This window comes from Clostridium hydrogeniformans DSM 21757 (assembly GCF_000686705.1).
Lineage (GTDB): Bacteria > Bacillota > Clostridia > Clostridiales > Clostridiaceae > Clostridium_Z > Clostridium_Z hydrogeniformans.
This window is the reverse complement of record NZ_JMLJ01000012.1, coordinates 86,267-111,458: the sequence shown is the minus strand read 5'-3', so window position 1 is coordinate 111,458 and position 25,192 is coordinate 86,267. Positions and strand designations below refer to the sequence as shown.

General features: G+C 29.7%; 24 protein-coding genes. 20 read left to right on the top strand and 4 right to left on the bottom strand.

Annotated elements, in window-relative coordinates; genetic code table 11:
• The first annotated feature begins 44 nt into the window (after positions 1–44).
• From BR69_RS20165 to BR69_RS0107755, 10 genes are all read left to right on the top strand, one after another.
• Positions 45–1,055 carry a sigma-54 interaction domain-containing protein gene (locus tag BR69_RS20165; RefSeq protein ID WP_051623536.1) on the top strand — a complete coding sequence of 337 codons (1,011 nt, stop codon included), beginning with the start codon at positions 45–47 and terminating at the stop codon, positions 1,053–1,055.
• 289 nt (positions 1,056–1,344) lie between these two features.
• Complete coding sequence (locus BR69_RS0107795; protein WP_027632688.1) at positions 1,345–2,799, top strand: 4-hydroxyphenylacetate 3-hydroxylase family protein; 1,455 nt, start codon at positions 1,345–1,347, stop codon at positions 2,797–2,799.
• 25 nt (positions 2,800–2,824) lie between these two features.
• Entirely contained in the window at positions 2,825–4,156 is a 1,332-nt protein-coding gene (locus tag BR69_RS0107790) for an acetyl-CoA hydrolase/transferase family protein (RefSeq protein ID WP_027632687.1), read from the top strand.
• 24 nt (positions 4,157–4,180) lie between these two features.
• Positions 4,181–4,366: a 4Fe-4S binding protein gene (locus tag BR69_RS0107785; protein WP_027632686.1), complete on the top strand. Its 186-nt coding sequence runs from the start codon at positions 4,181–4,183 to the stop codon at positions 4,364–4,366.
• Complete coding sequence (locus BR69_RS0107780) at positions 4,363–5,505, top strand: 2-oxoacid:acceptor oxidoreductase subunit alpha (RefSeq protein WP_027632685.1); 1,143 nt, start codon at positions 4,363–4,365, stop codon at positions 5,503–5,505. Before BR69_RS0107785 ends, BR69_RS0107780 begins: the two co-directional genes overlap by 4 nt.
• A complete protein-coding gene (locus BR69_RS0107775) occupies positions 5,483–6,265 on the top strand; it encodes a thiamine pyrophosphate-dependent enzyme (protein ID WP_027632684.1) in 783 nt (260 codons plus the stop codon). The genes BR69_RS0107780 and BR69_RS0107775 overlap by 23 nt, the downstream gene beginning before the upstream one ends.
• A gap of 4 nt (positions 6,266–6,269) precedes the next feature.
• Positions 6,270–6,803 (top strand): 2-oxoacid:acceptor oxidoreductase family protein, encoded by a 534-nt coding sequence (locus tag BR69_RS0107770; protein ID WP_027632683.1) that lies wholly within the window; start codon positions 6,270–6,272, stop codon positions 6,801–6,803.
• A gap of 30 nt (positions 6,804–6,833) precedes the next feature.
• On the top strand, positions 6,834–8,201 hold the full coding sequence (locus tag BR69_RS0107765) for an aldehyde dehydrogenase family protein (RefSeq protein WP_027632682.1): 1,368 nt from the start codon (positions 6,834–6,836) through the stop codon (positions 8,199–8,201).
• A 46-nt stretch (positions 8,202–8,247) separates the two neighbouring features.
• Complete coding sequence (locus BR69_RS0107760) at positions 8,248–9,363, top strand: 4-hydroxybutyrate dehydrogenase (protein WP_027632681.1); 1,116 nt, start codon at positions 8,248–8,250, stop codon at positions 9,361–9,363.
• Positions 9,364–9,606: 243 nt separating this feature from the next.
• On the top strand, positions 9,607–10,797 hold the full coding sequence (locus BR69_RS0107755) for a MerR family transcriptional regulator (protein WP_027632680.1): 1,191 nt from the start codon (positions 9,607–9,609) through the stop codon (positions 10,795–10,797).
• 91 nt (positions 10,798–10,888) lie between these two features.
• Here BR69_RS0107755 and BR69_RS21685 read toward each other — a convergent pair whose 3' ends face one another.
• Positions 10,889–11,032 carry a polynucleotide phosphorylase gene (locus BR69_RS21685; RefSeq protein ID WP_150112253.1) on the bottom strand — a complete coding sequence of 48 codons (144 nt, stop codon included), beginning with the start codon at positions 11,030–11,032 and terminating at the stop codon, positions 10,889–10,891.
• A gap of 145 nt (positions 11,033–11,177) precedes the next feature.
• Here BR69_RS21685 and BR69_RS0107745 point away from each other — a divergent pair, with 145 nt between their 5' ends.
• The 4 genes from BR69_RS0107745 (at position 11,178) to BR69_RS0107725 (ending at position 14,963) form a co-directional block, all read left to right on the top strand.
• Positions 11,178–11,465 carry a putative quinol monooxygenase gene (locus BR69_RS0107745; RefSeq protein ID WP_027632679.1) on the top strand — a complete coding sequence of 96 codons (288 nt, stop codon included), beginning with the start codon at positions 11,178–11,180 and terminating at the stop codon, positions 11,463–11,465.
• Between the two features lie 219 nt (positions 11,466–11,684).
• The gene (locus BR69_RS0107740) at positions 11,685–12,137 is read left to right on the top strand and encodes a GNAT family N-acetyltransferase (RefSeq protein WP_027632678.1); all 453 of its coding nucleotides are present in this window, start codon (positions 11,685–11,687) and stop codon (positions 12,135–12,137) included.
• A 134-nt stretch (positions 12,138–12,271) separates the two neighbouring features.
• A complete protein-coding gene (locus tag BR69_RS0107735) occupies positions 12,272–12,574 on the top strand; it encodes a hypothetical protein (RefSeq protein ID WP_027632677.1) in 303 nt (100 codons plus the stop codon).
• 385 nt (positions 12,575–12,959) lie between these two features.
• Positions 12,960–14,963, top strand: a complete 2,004-nt coding sequence (locus BR69_RS0107725) for a penicillin-binding transpeptidase domain-containing protein (protein ID WP_034849541.1) — start codon at positions 12,960–12,962, stop codon at positions 14,961–14,963.
• A gap of 237 nt (positions 14,964–15,200) precedes the next feature.
• Here the strand turns inward: BR69_RS0107725 and BR69_RS0107720 are convergent, their stop codons facing one another.
• The gene (locus BR69_RS0107720; RefSeq protein ID WP_027632675.1) at positions 15,201–16,820 is read right to left on the bottom strand and encodes a GxGYxYP domain-containing protein; all 1,620 of its coding nucleotides are present in this window, start codon (positions 16,818–16,820) and stop codon (positions 15,201–15,203) included.
• 14 nt (positions 16,821–16,834) lie between these two features.
• Complete coding sequence (locus BR69_RS20160; RefSeq protein WP_051623535.1) at positions 16,835–17,764, bottom strand: fused DSP-PTPase phosphatase/NAD kinase-like protein; 930 nt, start codon at positions 17,762–17,764, stop codon at positions 16,835–16,837.
• 407 nt (positions 17,765–18,171) lie between these two features.
• Between BR69_RS20160 and BR69_RS0107710 the strand changes: the two genes are divergently transcribed.
• The gene (locus BR69_RS0107710; RefSeq protein WP_027632674.1) at positions 18,172–18,597 is read left to right on the top strand and encodes an N-acetyltransferase; all 426 of its coding nucleotides are present in this window, start codon (positions 18,172–18,174) and stop codon (positions 18,595–18,597) included.
• Positions 18,598–18,688: 91 nt separating this feature from the next.
• Here the strand turns inward: BR69_RS0107710 and BR69_RS0107705 are convergent, their stop codons facing one another.
• A complete protein-coding gene (locus BR69_RS0107705; protein ID WP_027632673.1) occupies positions 18,689–19,015 on the bottom strand; it encodes a DUF1904 domain-containing protein in 327 nt (108 codons plus the stop codon).
• Positions 19,016–19,362: 347 nt separating this feature from the next.
• Between BR69_RS0107705 and BR69_RS0107700 the strand changes: the two genes are divergently transcribed.
• From BR69_RS0107700 to glgD, 5 genes are all read left to right on the top strand, one after another.
• Complete coding sequence (locus tag BR69_RS0107700) at positions 19,363–19,608, top strand: hypothetical protein (RefSeq protein ID WP_027632672.1); 246 nt, start codon at positions 19,363–19,365, stop codon at positions 19,606–19,608.
• A 356-nt stretch (positions 19,609–19,964) separates the two neighbouring features.
• Positions 19,965–20,720, top strand: a complete 756-nt coding sequence (gene surE / locus BR69_RS0107695; RefSeq protein WP_027632671.1) for a 5'/3'-nucleotidase SurE — start codon at positions 19,965–19,967, stop codon at positions 20,718–20,720.
• Between the two features lie 209 nt (positions 20,721–20,929).
• On the top strand, positions 20,930–22,798 hold the full coding sequence (gene glgB, locus BR69_RS0107690) for a 1,4-alpha-glucan branching protein GlgB (RefSeq protein ID WP_027632670.1): 1,869 nt from the start codon (positions 20,930–20,932) through the stop codon (positions 22,796–22,798).
• Positions 22,799–22,935: 137 nt separating this feature from the next.
• Positions 22,936–24,054: a glucose-1-phosphate adenylyltransferase gene (locus tag BR69_RS0107685; protein WP_027632669.1), complete on the top strand. Its 1,119-nt coding sequence runs from the start codon at positions 22,936–22,938 to the stop codon at positions 24,052–24,054.
• Positions 24,055–24,079: 25 nt separating this feature from the next.
• A complete protein-coding gene (gene glgD / locus BR69_RS0107680) occupies positions 24,080–25,192 on the top strand; it encodes a glucose-1-phosphate adenylyltransferase subunit GlgD (protein WP_027632668.1) in 1,113 nt (370 codons plus the stop codon).

Sequence of the window (25,192 nt, the reverse complement as noted above, 5' to 3'; positions counted from 1 at the left end):
TTTAATAATTGCCATGGAACTAAAGGGATTAGGGGAGAAGCTAAATGAATATTAATGAAGAATTTGAATTAAGAACTAAAAAGAATAATCTTTTTAAAATAAGTAATATGATAGTAGAAGATAAGAAAATGTTAGAGATATTAAAAATTGCTACAAAGATATCAAAGGTAGACACAACAGTTCTTATATTAGGAGAAACAGGAGTTGGAAAAGAAGGAGTAGCGAAATATATACATTATAACAGTAAGAGAAAAGATAAGCCTTTTATAACTATAAATTGTGGAGCTATTCCAGAAAATTTAATAGAATCAGAACTATTTGGATATGAGGGAGGAGCTTTTACAGGGGCAAATAAAGAAGGAAGAACAGGACTATTTGAGGTTGCCAGTGGAGGAACTATATTTTTAGATGAGGTAGGGGAGTTTTCCTTAGATGTTCAAGTAAAGCTACTTAGAGTCCTACAAGAGCAAAGAATAGAAAGAATAGGATCAAATAAAAGTGTTAGTATTGATGTGAGAGTTTTAGCAGCTACAAATAGAAATTTAGAGGAGCTTATAAAAAAGAAACTTTTTAGGGAAGATTTATATTATAGATTAAGTGTATTACCTATAAACATTCCACCGCTTAGAGATAGAAAAGATGATATATTACCTTTAGTTGAATACTTTACTGAAGATATTAATAAAAAATATAATTTTAATTGTAGTTTTACTGATGAAGCTTTAGAGTGCTTATATTCTTATGAATGGAAAGGGAATGTAAGGGAGCTTAAAAACATAATTGAAAGAAGCATAGTAATTAGTGATAAGTGTTTGATAAAAAAAGAGAATCTACCAAATCATATAAGCAGAATTACTAGTGAGCACGAGGTTATTTTTAGTATAAACAATTTTGCTATAAAAGGTTATAGATTAAAAGATATCACTCAAAGGATGGAATGTGAGGTAATAGAAGATGCTTTAGATAGATATGGAAATATTAAGATGGCAGCAAAAGCATTAGGAATAGATCCATCAACATTAATAAGAAAGAGAAATAGAGTTGCAAACAAGTAGAATATAGGAAGGAAAAATTGCAAAAATACATATATGCATTTTTGCAACAATAAAGTAAGCTTAGTAGATATTAGAGATAGGCTCATATTATATAAAAATATTGCAGTTTTGCAAGCAATATTTATTATAATATGAGCCTTTTTTATTCATAAAAAATAAGGGGGAAATATATAAAGCCTTATAAATTCAGGGATAAGAGGGTATATAAAGAATTTTATATTAGGTTTTAAAAAGTTGGCATACCCTTTGCTATTTATAAAGATGAAATAAACTTTAAGGGGGGATTAATATGCCATTAAAAACTAGGGAGGAGTATATAGAAAGTTTAAGAGGACTTAAACAAAAGGTGTATTTATTTGGAGAGCTTATAGAAAATCCAGTGGATCATCCAATAATAAGACCTTCTTTAAATTCTATAGCTATGACATATAAATTAGCAGAGAATCCAGAGTATGAGGAAATTATGACTACAAAATCTCATCTTACGGGGAATAAAATAAATAGGTTTTGTAATATTCACCAAAGCACTAAAGATTTAATAAACAAAGTAAAAATGCAACGTCTATGCGGTCAGAAAACTGCCTCATGTTTTCAACGTTGTGTAGGGATGGATGCATTTAATGCAGTTTATAGTACTAGTTTTGAAACAGATTTAGCTTACAAAACAGATTACCATGAGAGATTTAAAAAATATATGATATATGTTCAAGATAATGACTTAGTAGTAGACGGCGCCATGACAGATCCTAAGGGAGATAGATCTTTAGCACCAAGTAAACAAGAGGATTTAGACTTATATCTTAGAGTAGTTGAAAGAAGGAAAGATGGGGTAATAGTAAGAGGAGCAAAGGCGCATCAAACAGGAATGGTTAATTCCCATGAGATTTTAGTTATGCCTACTGTATCTATGGGACCAGATGATAAAGATTTTGCAATATCATTTTCTGTTCCAACAGATACAGAAGGAATTATAAGTATATATGGAAGACAATCTTGTGATACTAGAAAATTAGAAAAAGATATTGATATAGATGTGGGGAATTTTAATTTTGGTGGACATGAAACCTTAACTATTTTTAATGATGTATTTGTTCCTAATGAGAGAATATTCCTAAATGGAGAAGTTGAATTTGCTGGGATGTTAGTTGAAAGATTTGCAGGATATCATAGGCAAAGTTATGGAGGTTGCAAGGTTGGTGTTGGAGATGTATTAATAGGAGCATCAGCTTTGGCGGCAGAATATAATGGGGTTTCTAAAGCATCACATATAAAAGACAAAATTATAGAAATGATACATTTAAATGAAACCTTATATAGCTGTGGTATTGCGTGTTCCTCAGAAGGAGAAAAAACAAAGTCAGGAAATTATCAAATAGATTTATTACTTGCTAATGTTTGCAAACAAAATATAACAAGGTTTCCTTATGAGATATCAAGGTTAGCAGAGGATATAGCTGGAGGAATTATGGTAACCATGCCTTCAGAAAAAGATTTTAGGGACCCTAACATAGGACCATATATTGAAAAATATTTAAAGGGTGTAGGTAAGGTTAAAACAGAAAATAGAATGAGAATTCTAAGACTTATAGAAAATATGACATTAGGAAGTGCTGCAGTAGGATATAGAACAGAATCTATGCATGGAGCTGGTTCTCCACAGGCACAAAGAATAATGATAGGAAGACAAAGTAATCTTAAAGAAAAGAAAAAATTAGCTATGAATATAGCAAGGATAGAAGAATAATTAATAAAAGTCAGGATGTGAATTTATGGATTGGAGAAAAGAGTATGGTAGTAAATTAATGTCTCCTTTTGAAGCAGCAGAAAAGATAAAAAGTAATTCAAAGATAGTAATTGGGCATGCTATAGGAGAGCCTAAGCGGGTTATAGAATCGATGGTTGAGAATAAAGGGAAATATAGCTCAATTGAAATTATACACATGATAGGCATGGGAGAAGGGGCCTATGTAAGAGATGAGATGGTAGATCACTTTAAGCATAATTCTTTATTTGTTGGATCAGCTACAAGAAAAGCAGTAGAGGAAGGAAGAGCAGATTTTACTCCTTGCTTTTTCTCAGAAATACCTAGACTTTTTAAAGAGGAATATATAAAGGTAGATGTAGCCATAATTCAAGTTACTCCACCTGATAATCATGGATATTGTAGTTTTGGAGTATCTAATGATTATACAAAGCCAGCGGCTCATTGTGCAAACTTAGTTATAGCAGAGGTTAATCCTAATATGCCAAGGACTTTAGGAGATTCATTTATACATGTGGATGAAATAGATTGTATGGTAGAGGTAGATTATAAAGTAGATGAGTTACCACAAGGAGAAATTGGAGAAGTTGAAAGGGCTATAGGAGAAAACTGTAGCACCTTAATAGAAGATGGTTCAACCCTTCAATTAGGTATTGGGTCCATACCAGATGCTGTTCTTTTGAGTTTAAAAAATAAAAAAGATTTAGGAATACACTCAGAGATGATTTCGGATGGCATAGTGGATCTTGTTAATTTAGGAGTTATAAATGGAAAGAAGAAAACTCTTCATAAGGATAAAATAATAGCTACTTTTCTAATGGGAACAAAAAAACTTTATGATTTTGCAAATAATAATCCAATGGTAGAAATGTATCCAGTGGACTATGTTAATGATCCCTGTATAATAAGTAAAAACGAAAAAATGGTATCTATAAATTCTTGTCTTCAAATGGATTTAATGGGTCAAGTTGCATCAGAGTCTATAGGACTTAAGCAATTTAGTGGAGCAGGAGGACAAGTTGATTTTATAAGAGGAGCAAACATGTCAAAAAGGGGGAAATCTGTTATAGCTATTCCTTCCACTGCCTCAGGGGGAAAGATATCTAGAATAGTTCCTTTCTTAGATAATGGAGCTACAGTTACAACTAGCAGGAATGATATACATTATGTGGTTACTGAATATGGAGTAGCTGAGCTTAAAGGTAAAACTTTAAAGGAAAGGGCAAGAGCTCTTATAAATTTAGCTCATCCTAAGTTTAGGGGAGAGCTTATAGAAGAGTGGGAGAAAAGATTTAGGACTAAATTTGATTATTTTATTTACTACAAAATTCATAAGTAATTTGTAAAAAGTAGGTGAAATTTAATGTTATATATAAATGAAAAGTTTTGTAAAGGATGTGATATCTGTATAGATTTGTGTCCTAAAAAGGTACTTGGAAAATCTTTAGGTAAGGCAAAGATACTTAATGAAGATCAATGTATTTCATGCGGAATATGTGAGAATATGTGTCCAGATTTTGCAATCCACTTAAGGAGGGACAGGGAATGAGTAAACTAGTGCTTATGCAGGGAAATGAAGCTTGTGTAGAAGGTGCTATAAAGGCTGGCATGAGGTTTTATGCAGGATATCCAATAAGTCCAGCCAGTGAAATAGCAGAAATATGTTCAGTAAGGCTTCCAAAGGTAGGAGGAAAGTTTATACAAATGGAAGATGAAATAGCAAGTGCGGCAGCAATGGTGGGTGGAGCCTTAGCGGGATTAAAATCCATGACTGCTACTAGTGGTCCAGGATTTTCCTTAAAGCAAGAAGTTATAGGGTATGCATCTATGGCGGAAGTTCCCTGTGTAATAGTAGATGTTATGAGGGGAGGACCAAGTACAGGACTTCCTACCTCTGTATCTCAAGGAGATGTAATGCAAAGTAAATGGGGAACCCATGGAGATCATCCTATTATAGTTATGGCTCCAACTAGTGTATCTACCATATATACTTTAACAATACAAGCATTTAATTATTCTGAGAAATATAGAGTTCCTGTAATCCTTCTAATGGATGAAGTTATAGCTCATATGAGAGAAAGTGTTTATTTAGATGAAGAAATAGAGTTAAGTGATAGAAAGAAGCCAGAAAGTAAAGAGAGTTTTAAAGGATATGAGTATACAAATGACTTAATTCCACCTATGGCAGCAGTGGGGGAGGGATATAAATTTCATGTAACAGGACTTAATCATGATGAGTTTGGTTATCCCTCAAACTCTAATAAGGTAGCTGGGGATCTTTTAGATAGGCTATTAAATAAAATACTCACTCATAGAGAGGACATAGTTATATATGATGAGATTAACACCGAAGGATGCAAAAACCTTATAGTAGCTTTTGGATCTGTATCTAGAGGGTGTAAAGGTTTAGTCTTAGATGGTGAATTAGAGGATACTGGTCTATTTATTCCTTATACCTTAAGTCCTTTTCCAGATAAAGAGCTTATGGAGATAATAAACAAAAATAATATAAAAAAGATATTTGTTCCTGAACTAAATGCAGGACAGTTAATATATGATGTTCAAAGACTTGTTGGTCAAAATTGTGAGGTTATAGGGATAAATAAATACTGTGGAGAAATTTTTGAGCCAGATGAAATTATTAGAAGAGTAAAGGAGGATATGTATGAAGGAAGCTTTAATGGATAAATATTTAAGAAAACATAATCTTCCTCATATTTGGTGTCCAGGGTGCGGCAATGGAATAATTTTAAGTGCGCTGGTAGAGGCAATAGATTCTTTAGATATTGATAAAGATAAGATTTGTATTGTTTCAGGAATAGGATGTTCATCTAGGGCAGCACAATACATGAATTTTGATACTATACACACTTTACATGGAAGGGCTATCCCTTATGCTACAGGAATAAAGTTAGCAAATCCAGACCTTAAGGTAATTGTATTAACAGGAGATGGAGATTGTGCAGCTATAGGGGGAAACCATCTTATACATGGATGTAGGAGAAATATAGATTTAACAGTATTAGTTTTTAATAATAATATTTATGGTATGACAGGGGGACAATGTTCACCTACAACACCTTTAGAATCAAGAACCACAACTACAGACAAAGGTAACCTTTGTAGGGATTTTGATATATGTAAACTTTGCGATGCGGCAGGTGCCACGTATATATCTAGAAGTACTGTAGCTCATTATGCTAGCTTAGTTAAATCCATGAAAGAAGCGTTAAATAATAAGGGATTCTCATTGGTTGAGGCCCTAACACCATGCCCAGTTCAATATGGTAGAAGAAATAAATTAGGTAAGGCTTCAGATATGATAAATTTACTTAGAAAAAATACTGTAGATAATAAAGTTAATAGCTTTCAGGTAGGAGTTTTTAAGAATTCAAAAGACAAGGAATATGTAGAAGAATATTTAAAATGTGTTTCTAAGGAAGGGTAGGATTATGTATAAAAAGGAAATAATTTTTACAGGAGTTGGAGGACAGGGAATTGTTAAGGCTGGGGTAATACTAGCAGAGGCCGCAGTTTTAGAAGGAAAGCATGTAGTCCAAACTCAAAATTATGGACCAGAATCTAGAGGAGGCTCTTGTAGGGCTGATGTTATTATAGCAAGTGATGATATTTATTATCCAAGGGTAGGAAATGCTGATGTAATATTTGCCTTAAGCCAAGCTGGTTTTAATAAATTTATAGAGTATTCAAAAGATAATGCTGTGATCATAGTAGATGAAACAGTAGATGTGGGAGACTTAAAAAAATGTAGTAGATTTAAAATAGTTAAGTATACAGAGGAAATTTTAAAAAATCCTCAAGGAATAAATATGATATGCCTTGGAATATTAGCAGCCATGACTAAACTAGTTGGATACAATTCATTAAGACAAGCCATTCGTGAAAACGTTCCAAAATTTAGTATAGATAAAAACTTAACTGCTTTTGAAGCTGGAATAACCATGGTAGAGAGCTGCTTAGCTTAAAGATTATTTAATTATTAGGGGGAGAGATATATGGATACAAAATTATATATTAAGGAATTAGTTGAAAAGGGAAGAGAGGCTCAAAATAAATTTGAAAGCTTTTCTCAGGAAAGAGTTGATGAGATAGTAAGAGAGATAGGGAAGGTAATTTATGATAGAGCAGAGGAACTGGCAAGGATGGCAGTTGAAGAAACAGGCATGGGAGTATATGAGGATAAAATTCTTAAAAATAAGGGCAAATCTAAGCTTATATGGAACAATTTAAGGAATAAGAAAAGTGTAGGAATTATAGATGAAGACAAAGAAAAAGCACTTATAATGATAGCTAAACCTAAGGGTGTTGTTGCAGCAGTAACACCATGTACTAATCCTATAGTAACACCTATGTGCAATTCTATGTTTGCTTTAAAGGGAAGAAATTCAATTATAGTAGCACCTCATCCTAGGGCTAAAAAATGTGCTAAATATATAGTAGAATTGTTTAATAAGGCCATAGTAAAGTTAGGAGCACCAGAAAATCTAATTCAGGTTATTGAGGAGCCTTCTATAGAAAGTACTTCAGAGCTTATGAATGTCGTAGATGTAGTAGTTGCTACTGGTGGTATGGGTATGGTTAAATCAGCTTATAGTAGTGGTAAACCAGCGTATGGTGTGGGAGCAGGAAATGTTCAATGTATAATAGATAGGGATATAGATATAAAAGAAGCTTCTAAAAAAATAATTGAAGGAAGAATTTTTGATAATGGTATTATATGTTCAGGAGAACAATCTATAATAGCTCATGAAAAAGAATATGATTCAATAATAAAAGAATTTGAAAATCAAGGAGCTTATTATATTGAAGATGAAGAGACAGTAGATAAGTTTAGACAGGTATTATTTCCAGATGGAAGGATAAATGGTAAAATAGTAGGACAAAGTGTTAGAGTTATTGCTGAGTTAGCAAAGGTTGAGGTATCAGAAAATATAAGAGTAATAATCTTAAAACCTAGAGGAATAGGAAAAGAAGATGTTTTATGCAAGGAAAAAATGTGTCCTGTGATGGTGGCATTTAAGTATAAAACTCTAGAAGAGGCTTTAGATATAGCACAAACTAATCTAAACTTAGAAGGAAAAGGTCATTCCTGTGCAATACATTCAAATAATATGGATAACATAAAAGAGGCAGGAAATAAGTTAACAGTAAGTAGACTTGTAGTAAATCAACCATCTTCTACATCAGCAGGTGGAGGATTATATAATGGATTTGCACCTACTACTACTTTAGGGTGTGGGTCTTGGGGAAATAATAGTATATCTGAAAACCTAGATTATAAGCATTTAATTAATGTATCAAGGGTTGGATATATTAGAGATAATGTAAAAGTGCCAACAGATTTAGAAATATGGAATAAATAATATTAATAAAAAGTAGAGATAATTAATTTATATATGAGGTGATTAAATGAAGCTTTTAGAGTTAATACCACAAATCTATAAGTATGAAAGTTTTAAGGATTTTTCAAAAGAGTTTAATTTAGATGATAAGGATCTAATATTTACAAACAGGTTTTTATATAATAACTTTTTAAAGGAATTAAATCTTAAATGTGAGTATATGTTTAAGAATGATTATAATGTAAAAGAGCCTTCCAATGATGTAATTGACAGAATAATTGAAGATATGAAAAATAAAGATATAAAAAGGGTTATAGCTATAGGTGGAGGATCTGTTATAGATATAGCTAAAATTTTAATTCTTAAGGATGTTACTAGTACTAGAGAACTTTTTGAAAGAAAAATTCCAATAATAAAAGACAAAGAACTTATAATAATACCCACCACTTGTGGAACAGGAAGTGAAGTTACTAACATTTCTATAACTGAAATAAAGGAAAAAGAAACTAAGATGGGGCTTGCAACAAATGAGTTATATGCAGACTATGCAGTACTCATACCAGAACTTGCTAAAGATGTACCCTATGATTTCTTTGTATATAGTTCAATAGATGCATTGATCCATGCCATAGAATCATTAGTATCACCAAAAGCAAATTCTTATACTGAAATCTTTAGTATGGAAGCTATAAAAATTATATTAAAAGGATATAAGGAAATATTAGAAAAAGGCAGAGAATATAGAAAAGAGATAATAGAAGAGTTTTTAATAGCTAGTAATTACGCCGGTATAGCTTTTGGAAACGCAGGAGTTGGGGCAGTGCATGCTTTATCCTACCCACTAGGAGGAAAGTATCATGTTCCTCATGGAGAATCAAATTATGAATTTCTTATAGAAGTATTTAAATTTTATAATGAAAAAAATCCTAATGGGAAGATAAAAAAGGTAAATAAATTATTAGCTAACATATTAGAAGTACAGGAAGATGTAGTGTATTTGGAACTTGAAAAACTTTTAGAAGGTTTAATTAGCTTAAAAAAGCTTAGAGAATATGGAATGAAGGAAGAGGATATAGAAATCTTTACAGATAGTGTAATAAACACTCAACAAAGACTTTTAGCTAATAATTATGTTTCTATGGATAAGGAAGAAATTAAAAATATTTATAAAAAATTATATTAGTATATAAGTTATTGTAATATTTAAAAATCAAAAGTAGTTAAAAATATAGTAGATCAAGTTATTAATTTTAAAAAAGGTACTATGAATTTGGGATTATTTCATAGTGCCTTTTCTATTTTAAATATTATTATAAAGATGTTTTTAAAATATTACGTAACAATATTATTTATAAATAAAATATTATAATTCTTCTTGACCTTTACCTTGGGTAAACCACTACAATTAAATAAAGGGGGAATTATAATGGAAAAACCTTATTATACTGCAGGGGTATTTGCAAAGAAATCTGGAGTTACATTAAAGACAATCCATCATTATCATAAAGAAGGGATTTTATGTCCTAGCAGTTATAGTGAATCTGGATATAGGCTTTATAGTGAAGCGGACTTTGAAAAACTTCAGAGGATATTAACTTTAAAATTTATAGGATTTTCTCTTGAAGATATAAAAAATATTATTGAATCAGATAAAAAGGAAGACAACATAGTTAATTCCTTAAATATGCAAATGGAAATAATAGATGAAAAAATAAAACATCTTGAATTAGTAAAAAAAGCAATAAATGAAGCAAAAATAATGAAGGATGAAAAAAATCAAGTGGATTGGAATAAATTTATAAATATAATAAGGGTGGTTAACATGGAAAAGGTATGGAGAAATCAGTACAAAAATTCAAGTAATTTATGTTCAAGAATTAATCTTCATGAGTTATTTAGTACGAATAAACAGGGATGGTTCAGTTGGTTATTTGATGTAATAGACTTAGGGGAGGACTTAAATATTTTAGAACTGGGCTGTGGTAATGCTAGCTTTTGGCTATCAAATAAAGATAGGGTACCAAGGAAGTGTAATATAACTCTTACAGATATTTCAGAGGGAATGATTAATGATTCCATAGAGAATCTTAAAGCAGTTAAAGAAAGATTTAATTTTAAAGTTGTAGATGCAGAAAAAATTCCTTATGATGATGATAAGTTTAATATAGTTTTAGCGAATCATATGTTATATCATGTGGCAGATAGGGAAAAAGCTTTTAAGGAAATAAAAAGAGTTTTAAAATCAGATGGAAGGCTATATGCTTCTACCATTGGTAATACTCATCTAAGGGAGTTAGGAGAATTAGTGAGAGAGTTTGATTCTAGAATATATTTATCAAGGATTAAGTTAAAAAGTGAATTTGGTATTGAAACAGGAGTCCATGAATTAAATAAATGGTTTAATAATGTGGAACTCTTAAGATACGAAGATTCCTTAGTTGTAACTAAGGTTGAACCTCTTGTTGACTACGTACTATCTACAATGGGTAATGCAAGAGAAATATTAGTAGATGAAAAACTTACTTTATTTAGGGAGTTTATTCAAGAAGAAATTGATAAAAATGGAAGCATATTTATAACTAAAGATACAGGTGTGTTTAGGTGTAGCAATTCTTAATTATAGAAAAGCTTACTTAATAATTAGGGCAGGGTTTAAATATTAAAATAAATAAGGTATTGATAATAATTATATCAATACCTTATTTATTTTAAGCATCTTTCATAATCATTAAATAGTAGTCAGTTCCAAATTCTGTATTGAATCTTTCTTCTATTTCTTTAAGTCTCTTTTCTTCGGTTTCTTTTAAGCTTGCATATTTAATATTATTAATAGAACCTGAATTGTTATCCATTGCATATCACCTCACAATTAGTTTATACAGTAAGGGATAAATATATGTATATATTTAGACGTATTTTAAGTTAATTAAATAATAATCTTCATCTTAAGTGATATAATAGCTATATAATCATAATTAGTATAAAGGGGATGAAAGAATGATAAAGGTTGTTGCTAAAAAGTCTTGCAAGGAAGAAAATATGAAGGAAATACTTAGTTTATTAGATGAATTAGTTAGGGAAACAAGAAAAGAAGAAGGATGTATACTGTATGAAGTATTTCAGGATATAAATGCTCCTAAGGTGATAACAATTATAGAAGAGTGGGAAAGTGAAAAAGCTTTAGAAAAGCATTCAGCATCACCGCATTTTACAAGATTGGTCCCAGAGATAGGGGAGTTATGTGAAACAAAGAGTGAAATAAATATTTATAGAAAAATTATATAAACATATTTATAAAAGGATTCATACCTTAGTGTGAATCCTTTTATAATATATAATAAGTCGAAGGTTAAAATATGTAGGAATAATATTTAAAAATAGAGTAGAGAATATTAAAATTAATTATAAAAAAATAGAGTGGTAGAATAAAAGAAAAGTAGGAAGAATATATAATAAAAAACTAAACATATAGGAAGAATACTAAAACAAGGAAGGTTAAGATATATGGAGTGGAAGATAAGAAAGTTCAGTGAATTAAATGTAGAAGAAATATATGAGATTTTAAAAGTTAGAAATCAAGTTTTTATAGTAGAACAAAATTGTCCTTATGAAGACTGTGATGAGAAAGATAAAAATTCATATCATATGTTTTTAAGTGATAAAGGAAAGGTTGTTGCATACATAAGAATTCCAGAAAAAGGAGTATCCTATGATGAAGTTTCAATAGGAAGGGTTTTAGTAAATAAAGATTATAGAGGGAATAATTTTGGAAGGGAGATAATGATAAAGGGAATAGAGTTTATAGAAAAAGATTTAAAAGAAAAGTCAATTAGAATATCAGCACAAGAATATTTAAGAGAATTCTATAAGAGTCTTGGATTTAAAGAAGTGTCAGAAGCTTATTTAGAAGACAATATTCCACACATAGAAATGCTTTATAAAAGTAAGAGTAATTAGTAGTTTAATAATATAAAAATAGTACATGTTTTATTATTATTATTATTTTACAGTTAAATATCTTAATAATTTATGTTAAAATTAATTAGTAACTGAAAATTGTTATCAATAGAATGAAAAAGGATAGGTAGGATATGAAAAGAAGAAGTTGTAAAAATAATGACTTATTAAATAAAGCAAGAGAAGTAACTACACCTAAGGTATATTCATTAGTTACTAAGCTTGTAAATGATGAGATGGAAGATATGGCAGAGGTAGTTCTTAAGGTTGATTATCTATTGACTTATGTAAATTCTGCTATTAAAAGTAAGGATATAAAAGTAGCAAAGGATAGTTTAAACATAATAAGAAAAAGATTAGATATATTATCAGAAAATCAAGTTGATATAAATCATTTAGAGGGACTTTATAATGATATGATGAAGTCTATAAAATAATATGAATAATCACTAAAGTTAAATTTATATAGTTTTAGAATGAATCTTCCTTCAGATGGTGTTTTTCAACTAGATGAAGGTTAGATAAGCTAATCTGGGGTTGTGGCAACTGTTATAACCCACCTTTTAGAGGATGGGGGTGTTACAGCTCCTAGCCATCAGATAGATATTCCTTATACTCCAGCTATTATAAAGTGGAGATAAGGAATTTTGCTTTATCATAAAGATGAGATAAATGTATAAATTTAATTTATTCACTATGTTAAAACTTTAAAATTTATATATTTTAATAATATAAAATATATAATAAAATTACTAAAAATTAAAATACGTTTATATTATAATTTAGTATATAATTGAAATATAGTATAAGAGGAGGGGCGCTATGAGAATAAAAAAACTATTATTATTAGGTATTGGAATAATAACTTCAGCTATTATTTTTTCAGCTTGTTCAAAGGAGAATAAAGTGGAAACTACTTTTGAAGGCTATAAGAAGGCATGGGGTGAGAAGAACTATGAAGAAATGTATAATATGCTATCTAGTGATTCTCAGAAATACATAAGTAAAGAAAATTTTGTAAGTAGATATGAGAATATTTATTCAGCTATGGGAGCAAGTAATATATCAGTAAATAGTGAGGGGGAAAAATCAGAAAAGTCATTAGAAATTACATTTTCTTTATCAATGAATTCTATTGTGGGTCCATTAGAAATTAAAGATTTTAAACTCACTCTCATAAAGGAAGATAAGGATTATAAGATAAAATGGGATGAGACACTAATATTGCCTCAGATGTCTAATATTGATAAGGTAAGAGTTGAAAATTACTATGCTAAGAGAGGAAATATTTTAGATAGAAATGGAGTTCCTTTAGCAACTAACGATATAATAAAGTCTGTTGGAATCCATCCCATAAAATTTAAAGGAGAAGATGAGAAAGAGAAAATATCTAAGATTGCTCAAATATTAGATATTAGTGAATCTTATATAGAGGATAAATTAAATGCAAATAAAAATCCAGATCATTTTGTTTCCATAGTGGATATCTTACCTTCAGATAGTGATAAGATAAAGAAACTTTTAGAGGTTAAGGGAATACAGATAAATGATAAGAAATCTAGAGTATACAATGGCGGAGAGGCTGTAGGAAGCCTTGTTGGATATATTGGATCAATTACTAAGGAAGAGCTTGAAAAAAATAAAGATAAAGAATATACACCAAGCAGTTTAATTGGTAAGGCTGGACTTGAAAGTGTTTATGAAGAGAAATTAAAGGGACAAGATGGTGGATATATATACATACAAAGAGGAAATGAGAAGATAGACATAGGAAAAAGAGAAGCTAAAAATGGAGAGGATATAAAGTTATCCATAGACCTAGGGCTTCAACAGAAAATATATGGGGAGATGAATAAAGAAAAAGGAGCTAGTACCGCAGTAAACCCAAAGACAGGGGAAGTTCTAGCAATGGTAAGTTCACCTTCCTATGATCCTAATGTTTTTATAACTTATACTTCAAAAACACAGAAGGAAAGTTTCGAAAAAAGTGAAAAAGCAGAATTTAATAATAGATTTAATGATGTATATTCACCAGGGTCCACAATTAAGCTGATTACAGCTGCAGTTGGACTTAATAATGGAGTAATAGATCCTAGTGCTTCTATAGATATTAAAGGAAAGCAATGGCAGAAGGATGGCTCATGGGGTGGATATAAAATAACTAGAGTGAAAGACCCAGGTAGACCAGTTACTTTAAGGGATGCAATCAAGTATTCTGATAATATATATTTTGGACAAGTAGCTTTAAATCTAGGATATGATAAGTTTATTGAAGGAGCTAAAAATTTTGGAATAGGAGAAGAATTAGACTTTGAATATCCAATAGATAAATCACAAATAGCTAATGAAAATAAAATAGATAAGGAAATACTTCTTGGAGACACTGGATACGGTCAAGGTCAGGTGTTAATGTCACCACTTCATGTAGCATTAGCTTATAGTTCTTTAGGTAACAATGGAAACATAATGAAACCAAGATTAAATTTAAGTGAAAATAAAAATCCAGAAGTGTGGAAAAAAGCTATTAATGAAAATAATGTGAATGTATTAGTAGATGGGTTTTCAGCAGTTATAAATGATTCAGATGGAACAGCCTCAGATATTAAACTTCCTGGAATTAATATAGCAGGAAAAACAGGTACTGCGGAAATAAAGAAAACTCAGGAAGATAAAACAGGAACGGAAAATGGATGGTTTGTAGGAGTAAACACCGATAATCCTAGAATATCTTTGTCTATGGTAATAGAAAATGTAAAAGATCGTGGAGGAAGTCATTTTGTAACTCCAAAGGTTAAAAATATAATGGAATATTACCTTAAGAAATAGATTAAAACTATTAAAGATAGAAGAATACTATGAGGTGTAAATAACCCTATATATTAGACTTCTTATAAGTCTGATATATAGGGTTTTTAAAGTATATTATAGTAAAGAGAATTTGTTCTAAGTAAGTTTATAGTATAAAGAGAATTATTAGTTTAGTTAATACATCTAATAGAAATCCTATATTTAAGTTATAATTAATTAAAAAAACTAGATTAGGTGTATTATTAAAATTCAGTATCATTTAGAAAGATTTCTTTTTATTAAGGTCATAAAGGTATCAGGAGTTACAACTCTTACCTTTGGATTTTCTTTTAATTTACTAACCACATTTTCAACCACTGTCATATCTTTGCTCCAAGCATGTACGTAAACGAAGGTATAGGCATTAGGACTGTTTATATTTGTTTCTCCAGAGTTAACACGATCATTAATATTTTTAACCAAGGTACCTTCATCTTCAAGACCTGACCAAAGTAAATCTCTGGATGATACTATTGGCTTATTGTTAGACCAAACAATTTTACCATTATAGCTATTATTTTTACTGTAATTAAGGTAAAAAAGTCCTTGAATATTAGATTTTGAGGTGTAGTTATCCCAAAGAGATAGATTATCTAGTGAATCATCATCTAGTATAGCTACATATTTTTCATCCACATTTTTCATATAATTATTTAACTTATCCACATTAAGAAGTAAATCATCCTTAGGAAATTTACTTGGATACATATAACCATTTCCAGAAGGGGCTACTATAAAATAATCATTAGCTTTACCGGTATTTGCTGATTTATAATACATATTAAAAACAGTAGGAGCTAAGTAGTATAGAGATGGACTCATAGACCAACCCATGTTAAAGTTTCCTCTATAGGGGGAGCCATACCATTTATTTGAACCATAATTGCTTCCAAGATTCCATTGCTGATTATCACCATCAGACATAATAAATGTAACATAGTGTACATCTTTTTCAATTGATAGCTCAGTATTAGATTTTTGAGTTAGTGGTGTTGATGGAAAACTACTTAATACTGTTAGATTATAAGACCAATCAGCAGCAATAACACTAACACCATGATTAGACGCTATAGTTACATTTTCATGTTCATCAGGACCCCAGCCTAAGGCAATAGAGTCTTTTTCCATGGAACTAAAAACCTTGTCTCTAAGAGATTTATCATGGATATCTTCCTCATAGAATACTAAGGATTTTGTCATTATTCCATAATCCCTAAGAGAAGTATCCTTATCAGGAGATAGCTGAATTACTGTGGAATGATTTAATCCAGAGTTCCATAGGTTATCATAAGCCCAAAATTTATTAGTATTTCTACAATCGCCAACTAGGGTTTTTATTCCATAGGATTTAATTTTAGTTTCTAGAGACTCATCAATGGCTATTGATTCTTTTAAAGAGGCTAAGGAGCAGGCATTATTTATTGAGGGATCCATAGGAGATTTTTTATTGTACAGTACATAACCTGATATATACTTTTTAAATATGTTTATTAATTCAAAGGGATCATCAATAAACTCATAGGCTACTCCATAGTTATTATTTAAGTCCTTAAGCCATATTTCATAATCAGGTTCAGTAGAACTTAAAGTATAAATCTGAGAAGAAGATTTATTGGATATTAATCCCTGGAGAGTAGCTATCATAGTTCTTTCATAAGTATTTATTTTATCTTGAGATATAACATAGAGTTTTTTTACTGCCATAGTATTTTTTATGTAATAGGGAGTATTATTAGGAGCTTTAGTTTTTGTAATAACAGTTGAACTAAATAATAAGAAGAAAAATAATGAAAGAAAGACAAATATTTTTAGCTTGAAATATTTATTATTTTTCATGTTAGAAATCTTCTTTAACTAACTTTATAATCTTCATTAAAATTTATGGTTATACCTTGGTTGTCTTTATTCCACTGAGACCATTTGACTTTAAAGTTATTACTTTCTTTGCAATACTTATAAAATTTATTTAGAAAATCTATTCTTTCTTTACTATAAAAGCTTGCAGAGGTTTTGGGAGAAAAACCTGCTAGTAGTACCTGTCTTTTTATTATATCTTCAGCACTGACTTTATTATAATTTTTCATCATATCATACATGACCATAAAAGTAGTAGTCCTTCCTATTCCTGCCTTACAATGAAAGTGAAGCCATATATTCTTAGGTAATAAGTTTATTGACTCTATAAAATAATCTACCATATCGTTTGTTGGAAGCTTTCCATCTGTAACTGGAATACGTATATAGTTCATAGATTGTGAGGCTACCAGTTTATTTTCATTTTCTACAATGGTTGGGACTATAACCTCATTAGGATGATTATAAAAAGTAATAGGTTTATTTAAGGGTATACTATTTAGCTTATTATTTTCATCAACAATAACTTGTTCTTTTGTGAGTCCCATATTACCGTTATTTTTGTCATTACTCCAACTCACTGCCATACCATTAATAAAGCCATGAGATTCTTGTCTTAAATCTATAACTGTTATGGGTATATTTCGCCCAATTGCCTCTCTTACTAGTTTTAAGGGTTCCTCAGAAAATTGAGAACTACCTGAGATATTTAGTGTATTTAATCCATTAAGGTTTAGTGATGCAGGGGGATTATTAATTTTATCACTGGACTTTCTGAAGTTTCTAGGCAATATGGGTTTATTAAAAGAATCTATAGTAAGATGAGTAGGGGAGGTTTCAGCTTTACTAATTCTATAAGTAGGAAAGCTATTGAAGGCAATAATAAATATAATATTTAATAAAACAAACTTTGAATACTTTTTCATAAAACAATTAACTCCTTTACAAATTAATATAATTTTAATTAGGGTAAATTAGAAATATAGAATCATATCTTAATATACAAATAACAGATATTTTAGGATATTATTAAATATAAGTTATTTAATGAGATGTAGATAAGCAAGATATAATTATAGTATAGGGCTATTATTAGGATGGCTTTAAATATGGGGTGATTATTCATATAATTTATATTTAAGTTGTAAATTTTAATTATATGGATTTAAGGTTTATAAAGTGTTAAGTGGCCTTTATAAAACACTTATTAAATGGTAAAATATCCTTAAAACTATAAAGTGGAGAATAAGATTAACATATTAAAGCAGTTAATCCAGTAAAATTAATTGAAAGTATTAGAAAATAAACTAATTAATTAACAAGGGGGATAAGTTTGATTAGGGAATTAGAAAGTAAAGATATAGAAAAGGTTATGGACATATGGAAGGAGGCTACAATAAAGGCACATGACTTTATACCTAAAGAGTATTGGGTAGAAAACTATAACATAGTAAAAAATGATTATATTCCGTTATCTAAAACATTTGTTTATGTAGAAGAGGATATTAAAGGTTTTGTAAGTATACTTAATGATGAGTTTATAGGGGCAGTATTTGTTCATGTAAGCAGTCAAGGAGAAGGAATAGGAACAGCCTTAATGGAGTTTGTAAAAACAAGATATGATAAATTAAGTCTTTCAGTATATAAGAATAATAAAAAGTCAGTGGGGTTTTATAAGAAGTCAAACTTTGTTTTAGAGAAAGAAGAGATAGATGATGATACCAAGGAAGTAGAATTACTGATGACGTGGAAAAAGTAACAATATAAGATTTAAATCTAAGTAAAAAAGATAGTAAATATTTTTAGAGTATTTACTATCTTTTTCTATTATAGGATTATTTAAATCACTACTAAAAATGCTCTCCATTTTCGTAATAACTAGCCTTCTCGAATAATGTAAAGAATATATCTACATTTTCATAGCCAAGATTTTTTAGCTGAGAAGTTACTAGTTTTGCTACCTTATCTTGAGTTTCTTGACCACGGTCAAACCAAGCTATCTCAACATATGGGTATCCTGATGTAACTTCACCATCTTGTATAAATGTAGAATGAATTAATTCTAGAGTGAAAAAATCTCTAGGACATCCTAACATACTTTGTAGTTCATCAACTAAGGGTTTACTTATTCTGCAAAGATCCTCCGCTTTTATATTTCTTGCTTTAATTTGTGGCATAATAATTCCTCCTAGTAATCTTAAATTTTTTTAAGGCACATTACAAAGTTTTAATATTCCATTCTAAATTATAAATGGAGATAAAATTGTATAGCCTCTATATAGTTTTAGCTATAACTTAGAGTGAAAAAATTCCATCTAAAATTAAGCTTTATGTATATTATATAATTTTAACTTTTTTAAATGTTTTAAACAAGATAAGGTAGTTTGTATGTTTTTAAATTTTTGTATATAATGTAGTTTAAAATAGTATTTTTAAGGATCTCTTTGTTCATATTTAGAATAAATATAAAAAATTTAGTTAAAAATATATTATATTTTAAAATAGGACAAGGGAGGAATTATTAATGAAGGAAGAGGTAAAATCATATATAGAAGAAGTAGTAAAGCCTCACATAAATATGTTTAGAGATCATAATGAGTATCTTATAGTTGATAATTTAATTGGAGATTTTAAAAAGATAATGGATATGGATACAAGTCATAAAGAAGAGATTCAAATTGCAAAAAGGTATATAGAAACTTATTATGGAAATAAACAAGAGGTTATAGATAAATTAGAGGATACTATAAGAAAGATATATTATAATTAATTTGTACATAATTAATTTTAATATAATATTTATGCTTTAAGGTAGTATAGTTCTAAATTATATATTAAAGTAATAATGGAGATTATTAATTAGGGTATTCAGTAGAATATTGAATAAATCCTTATTAAGACAAAGAATCTTATTAAATAGAATAAACTTTATAGTTTTAATATATAAGTTCTAATATTAAAACTACATTAGCTTCAGTTGAAACTTATTGAGTCATCAAGCAGTTAAATGTAAATTACTTAATGCAATATATATAGTTATGTTATTTAAAATACCTAAAGTACAAGATTTTACAATATGTGGACATACAATATATTAATATAAACATAATTAAGGGAGAGGATTAAATGAGGATTTTAATTACCAATGATGATGGTATAAAGGCAAAGGGAATATATAATTTAGCTAAAGTATTAAGTGAGCATCATGAGGTTATAGTGGTAGCTCCAAGAGGACAAAGAAGTGCTTGTGGACATTCTATAACTCTATGGGAGCCTATAAATATAAAAGAAGAAACCCTAGAAGGTTTAAATGTTAAAGCATATAGTATCAGCGGAACTCCAGCGGATTGTGTAAGAATAGGATTAGATAAATTAACTGGTCCTATAGACATGGTGATCTCAGGGATAAACAGAGGATTAAATGTTGGAACTGATGTTATATATTCAGGTACAGTATCAGCAGCAATAGAAGCTGCTATATGCAATATTCCATCTATGGCAGTATCCCAAGAAATTAGTAAGGATATAGAAGAATATGATGTAGCATGTAAGTATGTCTTAAAGGTTTTAGATATTGCAAAAGATAAATATATGAAGGACGATGTTGTATTAAACTTAAATATTCCTTTAAAAGAGGAAAAGGATATAAAGGGCTTTAAAATAGCTAAAATAGGAAAGACAACGTATACTAACAAGTATATTAAAGTAGAAGGTAAAGAATTTAAAGAAACCTATAGTGTAGAAGGTACTATGGATGAAAGAAATTATGTAGATGATGATGTATATTATGTAAAGCAGGGGTATATAACACTAACCCCTCTACATTATGATTTAACTAATTTTAAGATATTAAAGGAAGTTGAAGGTATATTTAATATATAACCTTAATATACTAATAAAAGCGTAGGAAATTAATATTAATTTCCTACGCTTTTATTATGCAGAGAAATAGTTAATGAGTATTATATGTTAATTATTAATAAGTGAATCATTAGTAATAGTTATATTTCTTAAGAAAATTCATAATATAGTTTAAGCTTTATTTTAAGGTGAAATTATATATATTTTTTATTTAATATTGGGAGGGGTATATGGCGAGTTATGACCTGTTTTTTCAGGATAAAGAGTATAAAAGTTATAAGTTATTTGGAGGAGATTTTGCAAATAAAAATGGAATTAATGGAGGAGAGTTTAGTATATTTGCTCCCAAAGCACTAGAGGTTAGTGTAGTAGGGGATTTTAATAATTGGGATAAGGATAGGAACAAATTAATTAAGGTTCATGAAAATGGAGTGTGGAATGGGTTTACACCAGATATTAAATTAGGAGATCTATATAAGTATAGTATAAAGACAAGGTTTGGAAAGTATATTTTAAAAAGTGATCCCTTTGCTCTTTGGAGTGAAAAAAGGCCTAATAATGCATCTATATTATATAAGGATGAATACAAATGGAAGGATCATAAATGGATTAGAAAAAGAAAGTTAAAGGATTTCAGAAATCTTCCAATTAACATATATGAAGTACATTTAGGATCATTTAAAAGAGGAAAGGATGGGGAGTTTCTAACCTATAAGGAGATCAGTAAAATATTGCCTAGATATGTTAAATCAATGGGATATACACACGTGGAGCTTATGCCTGTTATGGAGCACTGCTGTGATGAGAGTTGGGGGTATTTAATATCAGGATATTATTCTATAAATAGTAGACATGGAACTCCAAGAGATTTTAAGAACCTTATAGATGAGTTTCACAAATTAAATATAGGGGTAATACTAGATTGGGTACCAGGACATTTTTGCAGGGATATGCATGGACTTTATAGGCTAGATGGAACATCAGTTTTCGAATATGAGGATAAGCTTAAGGGAGAAAATAACACTTGGGGAAGTGGGAATTTTGATTTTACAAAGAGAGAGGTTTGTAATTTTTTAATTTCTAATGCTTTTTATTTTATAGAGGAGTTTCATATAGATGGTTTTAGGGTTGATTCAGTATCTAATATTATAAATTTAGATAATGAAAAAGAGCCCTGGCAATGGACTTCAAATGAAAGAGGAGGCAGTGAAAGACTAGAGGGTATAGAGTTCTTAAAAGAGCTTAACACTGCAATAGATAAGTTTCATAAGGATATTATAGTAATAGCAGAAGATTCAAGTGTATATGAAGGGGTTACAAAAGAAGTAGATTCAGAAGGATTAGGTTTTACTTTTAAGTGGAATATGGGATGGATGAATGATTCTTTGAAGTATCTAGAGTTAAATGAAGAAAAGCTTAGTGAAAATCATAATCTTTTAAACTTTGCAATGATGTATAACTATAGTGAAAATTTTATATTACCTTTATCTCATGATGAGGTGGTCCATGGGAAGAAGTCTATAATAGGAAGGATTCAGGGAGATTACCATAAGAAGTTCAGCCTACTTAAAACCTTTTATGGATTTATGTACACCCATCCAGGGAAAAAAACAGTGTTTATGGGAAATGAAATAGCACAGTTTGAAGAATGGAAATATGATGATGAGGTAGAGTGGGAATTATTAAATTATGAAAGCCATGAAAAATTTAATAATTATATAAAAGAGCTTAACTCTTTATATAGAAGGGAAAGAAGTCTTTGGGTTAATGACTATAAAGAGATAGGTTTTAAGTGGATAGAGCCTAATAATAAAGAGCAAAGTATATATATTTATGGAAGATACGGAGTAAACAATAGTGAATTTTTAGCAGCGATATGTAATTTTAAAGGAAACTATTATAAGGAATATAAAATAGGGGTTCCATTTAAAGGGAGATATAAAGAAGTTTTCAATAGCAATCTAGAAAAGTTCGGGGGAAACTTAAAGGAAGAGGAGAATATAAAGTGTTCAAAAGAAGGTAAGTGGCAAGATGAAAGTCATAATATAGATATAGAAGTTTTTCCTTATAGTATGGTTATATATAAGTTTATGGAATGATTAATGTACAAGTTATGTAATTACAATTCTTTGTAATAATATCTAGGGTACAATAATACCCTATAAAGTAAATATAAAGAACATCTTTATCTCATAGTTAAGCTTTAAAGTAATCATATCTTAAAGGGGGAGTTAAAATGAAAAGTAAAGAAATAGTAGCAATGATATTAGCTGGAGGAAAGGGCACAAGACTTGGAGCACTAACTCAAAAACTTGCAAAACCAGCAGTACCATTTGGAGGCAAATATAGAATAATAGATTTTCCCTTAAGTAACTGTGCCAATTCTCAAATATATACTGTAGGAGTATTAACCCAGTATGAATCTATATTTTTAAATTCCTATATAGGAATTGGAGCTAATTGGGGATTAGATAGGATAAAGGGGGGAGTTACTATACTTCCACCTAGGGAAACAGCTAATGGAGGAGACTGGTATAAGGGGACAGCTGATGCCATATATCAAAATATGGATTTTATTGAGAGTTATGATGCAGAATATGTTCTTGTATTATCAGGTGATCATATATATAAGATGGATTATTCATTAATGCTTGATTTTCATAAGGAAAATAAGGCAGATGCAACCATAGGTGTTATAGAGGTTACCTTAGATGAGGCATCAAGGTTTGGGATAATGACACTAAGTCCTAATGGGTTTATAACAGAGTTTGAGGAGAAACCTAAAAATCCAAGAAGTAATTTAGCATCTATGGGTATATATATTTTCAATTGGAGTATACTTAAAAATTTTCTTATGGAGGATTCTATGGATAGTAAATCCGCCCATGACTTTGGGAAAAATATAATTCCTAAAATGCTTAAAGAAAAAAAGAAGATGCTTGGATATAATTTTAATGGATATTGGAAGGATGTTGGAACTGTAGAAAGTCTTTGGGAGGCTAATATGGATATGTTAAGAGAAGGTGATAATCTTAATATATATGATAATAGTTGGAAAGTATATTCTGATAACTCAGATTTACCACCACAGTATATTTCAAATACAGCAGTTATAAAAAATTCAATTATAAATCAAGGAGCAGAAGTTTATGGACATGTTATAAATTCTGTAATATTTTCAGGTGCATATATTGGAGAGAATACAAGAATCGTAGATTCGGTTATAATGCCAAATTCAATAATACAAGAAGGATGTTATATAGAAAAAAGCATTGTAGATGGAGATATGATAATAGAAAAGGATACAAGTATAGGAAGCTCAGAGGAAAATATAAAACTTGTGTCAGCACTATAATTTAAGAAAGGGTTAAAGAAAATTTATGAAAGATGTTATGGGAATAATAAGCTTAAATGAGAATGAGAAAAATATATTAGAACTTACAAGAAATAGGCCAATAGCAACCATTCCATATGCGGGAAGATATAGGGTTATAGATTTTCAACTTTCTAATATGGTGAATTCAGGGATAAGTAATATTGGAGTTTTTGCAAGTCATAAGCCAAGATCTGTAGTAGAACATTTAGGGGTAGGAAGGCCATGGGATTTAGATAGAAAGAGGGATGGATTATTTATATTTTACCCTTCATTAAACTTAGTTGGAGGACTATACAGCAATGATTTAAATAACTTTAAAGAAAATATTGAGTATTTAGAAAATAGTAAACAGAAATATGTAGTAATTGCTCCAAGCTATATGATACTTAATTTTAATTATAAGGATGCAATTAAGTTTCATAAAAAGTCACAATGTGATGTGACCCTAATATATAAAACTTTAGAACAAGGGGAAGAAGGGTTTCAGTATTGTGATACCTTAGAAATGGATTCACATGGTGGAGTAACCTCCTTTGGTAAAAGGATAGAAAAAGAAAAATGTAATATTTCCACGGAAATATTTATTATGAAAAGAGAGTTTTTACTACACATAATTTATAAGACTAGAGGAACTTCAGAGAAGGTTAAGCTTAAAGATTTAATAAGCTATATGAGCTCAGAATTTATAATAAAGGCCTATGAATTTAAAGGAAGACTTCAATGTATAGATTCCATAGATTCTTATTTTAGAAGTAATATGGAGCTATTAAAAAAGGAAGTATCTAAGGAGATTTTTGAAGAAAGTAATCCTATATATACAAAAACCAATGATAATCCACCAGTAAGATATGGAAAAGAATCAGTGGTTAGAAATAGCCTAGTAGCAAATGGAGCAATAATAGAAGGAACTGTTGAAAATAGTATAGTTTTTAGGGGGGTTAAAGTAGAAAGAGGAGCTGTGGTTAGAAATTCTATTTTAATGTCTAAGTGTAGTATTTCAGAAAATACCATTATGGAATATACAATCGTTGATAAAAATTCTGTGGTATTTTCCAGTAAGGAAATACTAGGTGATGAGAAAGAAATAGTTGTAATTAAAAAAAATAGCATAATATAA